Raw genomic sequence first — 5,177 nt, forward strand, 5'->3', positions numbered from 1 at the left:
CAGAAAGCTTAGCGTCACCTGAAATGCTACTGGCTGTCTCGAAATAATGAGAAAGGTCTGCCTGTGCTGAGATCAAGCCTGCATCGTAACTTGATAAGCCGTATTCGGCGCAGAACCTTGCCTTTCGTGCATCAGGAAGCTCTGGCATCTCAGTTTTAATCTGATCAATAAACTCGTCAGACAATTCGACAGGAAGCAGGTCAGGGCATGGGAAGTAGCGGTAATCGTTTGCTTCTTCTTTGCTACGCATGGAGCGGGAGATATCTTTCTCTCCATCGTATAAGCGGGTCTCTTGCGTGATGCTGCCGCCATCTTCAAGAATATCTATCTGACGCTCAACCTCAAGGGCGATCGCCTTTTCCATGAAGCGGAAGGAGTTAAGGTTCTTGGTTTCGGTTCGTGTACCAAGCTCTTCCTGACCTTTGGGGCGTACCGAGATATTGACGTCAAAGCGCATTGAGCCTTGTGACATTTCACCGTCACAGATGCCAAGAGAGGTAACAATTGAGTGTAGTTTTTTGGCAAAGGCGACTGCTTCTTCACTATTGCTGATATCAGGCTCTGACACGATTTCAATAAGCGGTGTTCCCGCGCGGTTCAGATCTATGCCTGACATGCCATGGTAATCTTCATGAAGCGATTTACCGGCATCTTCTTCAAGGTGAGCGTGATGGATACGAACAGACTTCTTGCTGCCGTCCTCTAGTTCAATTTCAACAACACCAGGGCCAACGATCGGCAGGTCTAGCTGCGTGGTCTGGTAACCCTTGGGCAAGTCTGGGTAAAAATAGTTTTTACGTTCGAAAACCGAGCGTTTACCGATTTCTGCGTCGATAGCCAAGCCGAACATAACGGCGTAACGAAAGGCTTGCTCATTTGGTACAGGCAAGGTGCCAGGCAAGGCTAGGTCAACTTCGTTTGCCTGAGTGTTTGGCTCTGCGCCATAGGCAGTAGAAGAGCCGGAAAATATTTTCGTTTTGGTGGCGAGCTGGACGTGAACTTCAAGCCCGATTACTGTTTCCCATTGCATAGTGTTTCTCCAGGCTTAAATGTTCTGTGGTGCTAAGGTGTGCCAATCGGTAACTTGTTGGAACTGATGCGCGACGTTAAGCATACGTTGTTCGTCGAAGTAGTTACCAATAAGTTGCATGCCAATAGGCAGACCATTTAATAAGCCTGCTGGAAGTGACATGCCAGGCAGCCCGGCGAGGTTGGTTGAAATAGTAAAGATATCTTCAAGATACATTTTTACAGGGTCATCACCTTTGGAATTAAAGCCAAATGCTTCCGACGGAGAGGTTGGGCCTAAGATCAAATCAACTTCTTCAAAGGCGCTGACGAAGTCATTCTTAATTAAACGGCGAACCTGCTGTGCTTTTCTGTAATAGGCATCGTAGTAGCCGGCGGATAGGGCGTAAGCACCTATTAGAATACGTCGTTTAACTTCATCGCCGAAGCCTTCAGAGCGGGTGCGCTGATACATGTCCATCAGATCTTTCGGGTCGTCACAACGGTGCCCAAAGCGAACGCCGTCAAAGCGTGACAAGTTTGCAGAACATTCTGCTGGCGCAATCACGTAGTAGGCCGGTACTGACAGGTCAGAATGTGGTAGCGACACTTCTTTAAACGTCGCTCCCAGCTTTTCCAGCTCCTTAATAGCGGTTTGCAATACATCCTGCAATTCAGCGCTTAAGTGCTCGTTGAAAAACTCTTTTGGTAGACCAATTCGGAGGCCTTCAAGTGAGTTATTCAAGTTCGCTGTGTAGTCTGGTACTTCGCGGTCTAGGCTGGTTGAGTCCTTGGCGTCATGTCCTGCAAGCACGTTCAGCATCATTGCCGCATCTTCTGCAGTGAGAGCCATCGGGCCAGCTTGGTCAAGACTTGATGCGAAGGCAATCATTCCGTAGCGTGAAACACGGCCGTAGGTTGGTTTTAATCCGGTTAAGCCGCAAAGAGAAGCAGGCTGGCGAATAGAGCCGCCGGTATCGGTTGCGGTTGCTATTGGCACAAGTCGAGCGGCAACGGCAGCTGCTGAACCGCCAGATGAACCACCGGGTACAAGTTGCTCTTCTTGGCTCCAAGGGTTGATAACTTTGCCAAAATAACTTGTCTCGTTAGATGAGCCCATCGCGAATTCATCCATGTTTGTTTTACCTAAACAAACTGCGCCCGCATTTTTAAAATTGCTGACGATGGTGGCGTCATAAGGCGGAATAAAGTTATCTAGCATTTTTGAGGCGCAGGTAGTTAACACGCCTTCGGTGCAGAAGATGTCCTTATGTGCAAAGGGAATACCTGTCCAGGGTGTTGCCTTGCCGCTTGCGATAATCTCATCGGCTGCTTTCGCCTGTGCAAGCGCTTGTTCTTCGGTAACGGTAATGAAACTATTATATTGGCCGTCAAGCTTCTTGATTCTGTCTAGAAAGTATTGGCTGAGCTCGAGGCTTGAAAACTCGCCGCTAGCAAGCCCTGTTGATAATTGTTTTACAGTTTTGTTTAGCATGTTTAGTTAGCTTTCGAATAGAGTGAATGTTGTGCTATCGATAATAATGTGATGTTGCTAATGGATAGGTGGACGTTCACCTTACTCAATAACCTTTGGCACAAGAAATAAACCGTCTTCAGTGTTGGGGGCGACAGTTTGGAGCTTTTCTCTTTTATCGCTTTCAGTGACAACATCTGGACGTAGAACCTGTACAGCATCCATTGGGTGAGCCATTGGTGGAATGTCTTCAGTATTGGCATTTTGTAGCTGATCAACCAATGACAGAATATTTGTTATATCGTTACTGATTTTCTCAACTTTATCGTCTTCGATATGAAGCCGAGCCAGGTGAGCAATTTTATTGATGTCTTCTGGATCGATGGACATGTTAATCCTCAAGCGTTGTCTTTTCTGGAGCATCAATTCGAAGCCACAGATTAGGTGTTAGGTAATTAAAAAATTGCCGCCATAATATCAGGAATAATTCCGGCCAGACAAATAAGAGGGGTTAATTAAATCGTATTGTTTAATATATGTTCAGAAATGGGGTAAATTAGCTTTAATTATCGTTCATTTTTCAATTCCGTCTTGCTCTATATAGGTACCGTTGTTAAAGTTGCTCGATTATTTTCTACGAATTGTTTAGGTTGATCTCACACCATGTTTAAAAAGATCCGAGGCTTATTTTCCAGCGATTTATCTATTGACCTAGGGACAGCTAATACGCTTATTTATGTTAGGGAACGAGGCATTGTTCTGGATGAACCTTCTGTAGTCGCTATTCGTAGCAACGGAGCGCAAAAAACAGTTGCAGCGGTTGGTGCTGAAGCAAAGCGTATGCTTGGTCGTACTCCTGGTAATATCACAGCAATTCGCCCATTGAAGGATGGAGTTATTGCAGACTTCGTTGTGACTGAAAAGATGTTGCAGCACTTTATTCACAAAGTTCACGAAAACAGCTTTATAACACCTAGCCCGCGTGTTTTGGTTTGTGTACCGAGTCGTTCAACTAAAGTTGAGCAAAAGGCCATACGCGAGTCTGCTCTAGGTGCAGGTGCCCGTGAAGTTTATTTGATTGAAGAACCAATGGCTGCTGCGATTGGTGCCGGTTTACCCGTTGAAGAAGCAAGTGGCTCTATGGTCGTTGATATTGGTGGTGGTACGACTGAAATTGCCATCATTTCTCTAAACGGCATTGTTTATGCTGACTCAGTAAAAGTTGGTGGTGACCGCTTTGATGAAGCAATTGTTACTTATGTTCGTCGTAACTACGGCAGCCTAATTGGTGATACCACTGCAGAGAAGATTAAACAGGAAGTCGGTTGTGCATACGAAGGTCTTGAACTTCGAGAGATCGATGTACGTGGTCGCAATCTGGCAGAAGGTGTGCCTCGTGGCTTTACCTTGAACAGTGAAGAAATCCTCGAAGCGCTACAAGAGTCATTATCTGCGATTGTACAGGCAGTGAAAGGGGCTTTAGAGCAGTCACCTCCAGAGCTTGCATCAGATATTGCCGAGCGTGGTATTGTCCTGACAGGTGGCGGATCATTGCTCCGAGGTCTTGATCGACTTTTAAGTGAAGAAACAGGCCTTCCTGTTATTGTCGCAGAAGACCCGCTTACCTGCGTTGCTCGTGGTGGTGGTAAAGCAATCGAATTGATCGATAATAGCTCGGATGGCTTATATCCAATTGAATAAAAAGCTGGGTAACATTGAGTAATGAAACTTGGCGCTTCTGATAAAACAATTTTTGTTCAAGGCCCTTATCTCGTATACAGGTTAATTCTAGCATCAGTCGTATCACTCTTATTGATATTCATTGATGTTAGATTTAGCTATCTAGACCCTGTTCGTGGAGTAATAAGCTCTGCGTTAACACCGGTTCACTGGTTGAGTGATTTACCGGTTTCTATTAGTGAAGGCTTGAGTGAAAGCTTTACGAGCCGTTCCGATCTCCAAGAAAAAATCGATTTAATGGAATCCCGCATGTTGGTGCTTGAGCGCAAAGCTCAAAAACTCGCATCAGTAACGGCTGAGTTAAATCGCTTGCGTGAGCTACTGAATGCTTCTCGCATTGTTGACGATGGTGTCGTTGTTACCGAAATGATCGGTGTTAGCCCTGATTCTGACAATCAATACATCTTGCTTAACAAGGGCAGTCAAGACAGGGTTTATCTCGGTCAGGCCGTTCTTGATTCACAGGGATTGATGGGGCAAGTGGTTGAAGTAAATGAATTTACCAGCCGGGTCCTACTTATCTCTGATAGTCGTCATGCGGTTCCTGTCCAAGTAAATAGAAATGGTGTTAGGGCGATTGCTTATGGTGTTGGGGCGCTCGACTATCTTGAGCTAGGAAATGTTCCAGATACCTCTGATATTGAGGTGGGTGATCTTTTGGTAAGTTCTGGTCTAGGGGGGCGCTTCCCGGAAGGCTATCCAGTGGCAAGGATTAGCCAGATATCGCACCATGATGGACGCTCCTTTGCAGAGGTTCGCGCCAGGCCTGAAGCACAGTTGAATAGAAGTCGTCTCTTGCTTTTGGTGTTTAAAGAGGGGCAAAACGATAGTACCGTCATCGATGAGAATAAAGAACAATCTAGTACTAAGCAGCATGCGTCTGACGAGGTAAACGAATGACTCAGTCGAGAGTAAGTTGGGTGGCCGTTGCATTGTCTTTCGCCGCAGCTGCCGT

General features: G+C 46.0%; 5 protein-coding genes. 2 read left to right on the plus strand and 3 right to left on the minus strand.

All coding sequences use genetic code 11. The annotated features are described in order from the left end of the window. The 3 genes from gatB to gatC form a co-directional block, all read right to left on the minus strand. Positions 1 to 1,030, minus strand: a 1,030-nt coding sequence (gene gatB, locus A3757_RS12235) for an Asp-tRNA(Asn)/Glu-tRNA(Gln) amidotransferase subunit GatB (RefSeq protein ID WP_068739702.1), incomplete at its 3' end; no start/stop codon positions are given. 15 nt (positions 1,031 to 1,045) lie between these two features. Next, positions 1,046 to 2,503: an Asp-tRNA(Asn)/Glu-tRNA(Gln) amidotransferase subunit GatA gene (gene gatA, locus A3757_RS12240; RefSeq protein WP_068507573.1), complete on the minus strand. Its 1,458-nt coding sequence runs from the start codon at positions 2,501 to 2,503 to the stop codon at positions 1,046 to 1,048. A gap of 81 nt (positions 2,504 to 2,584) precedes the next feature. Continuing rightward, positions 2,585 to 2,872 (minus strand): Asp-tRNA(Asn)/Glu-tRNA(Gln) amidotransferase subunit GatC, encoded by a 288-nt coding sequence (gene gatC, locus A3757_RS12245; RefSeq protein WP_068507575.1) that lies wholly within the window; start codon positions 2,870 to 2,872, stop codon positions 2,585 to 2,587. Between the two features lie 273 nt (positions 2,873 to 3,145). Between gatC and A3757_RS12250 the strand changes: the two genes are divergently transcribed. Both A3757_RS12250 and mreC read left to right on the plus strand, forming a co-directional pair. Continuing rightward, the gene (locus A3757_RS12250) at positions 3,146 to 4,183 is read left to right on the plus strand and encodes a rod shape-determining protein (RefSeq protein WP_068507576.1); all 1,038 of its coding nucleotides are present in this window, start codon (positions 3,146 to 3,148) and stop codon (positions 4,181 to 4,183) included. A gap of 21 nt (positions 4,184 to 4,204) precedes the next feature. Further along, on the plus strand, positions 4,205 to 5,122 hold the full coding sequence (gene mreC, locus A3757_RS12255) for a rod shape-determining protein MreC (RefSeq protein WP_068507578.1): 918 nt from the start codon (positions 4,205 to 4,207) through the stop codon (positions 5,120 to 5,122). The last annotated feature ends 55 nt before the right edge of the window (positions 5,123 to 5,177 follow it).

Source organism: Oleiphilus sp. HI0117 (genome assembly GCF_001635235.1).

Excerpts from the sequence above, each read along its gene's own strand:
- gatA (WP_068507573.1), bottom strand. The coding sequence starts at position 2,503 with ATGCTAAACAAAACTGTAAAACAATTATCAACAGGGCTTGCTAGCGGC.
- gatC (WP_068507575.1), bottom strand. The coding sequence starts at position 2,872 with ATGTCCATCGATCCAGAAGACATCAATAAAATTGCTCACCTGGCTCGG.
- A3757_RS12250 (WP_068507576.1), top strand. The coding sequence starts at position 3,146 with ATGTTTAAAAAGATCCGAGGCTTATTTTCCAGCGATTTATCTATTGAC.
- mreC (WP_068507578.1), top strand. The coding sequence starts at position 4,205 with ATGAAACTTGGCGCTTCTGATAAAACAATTTTTGTTCAAGGCCCTTAT.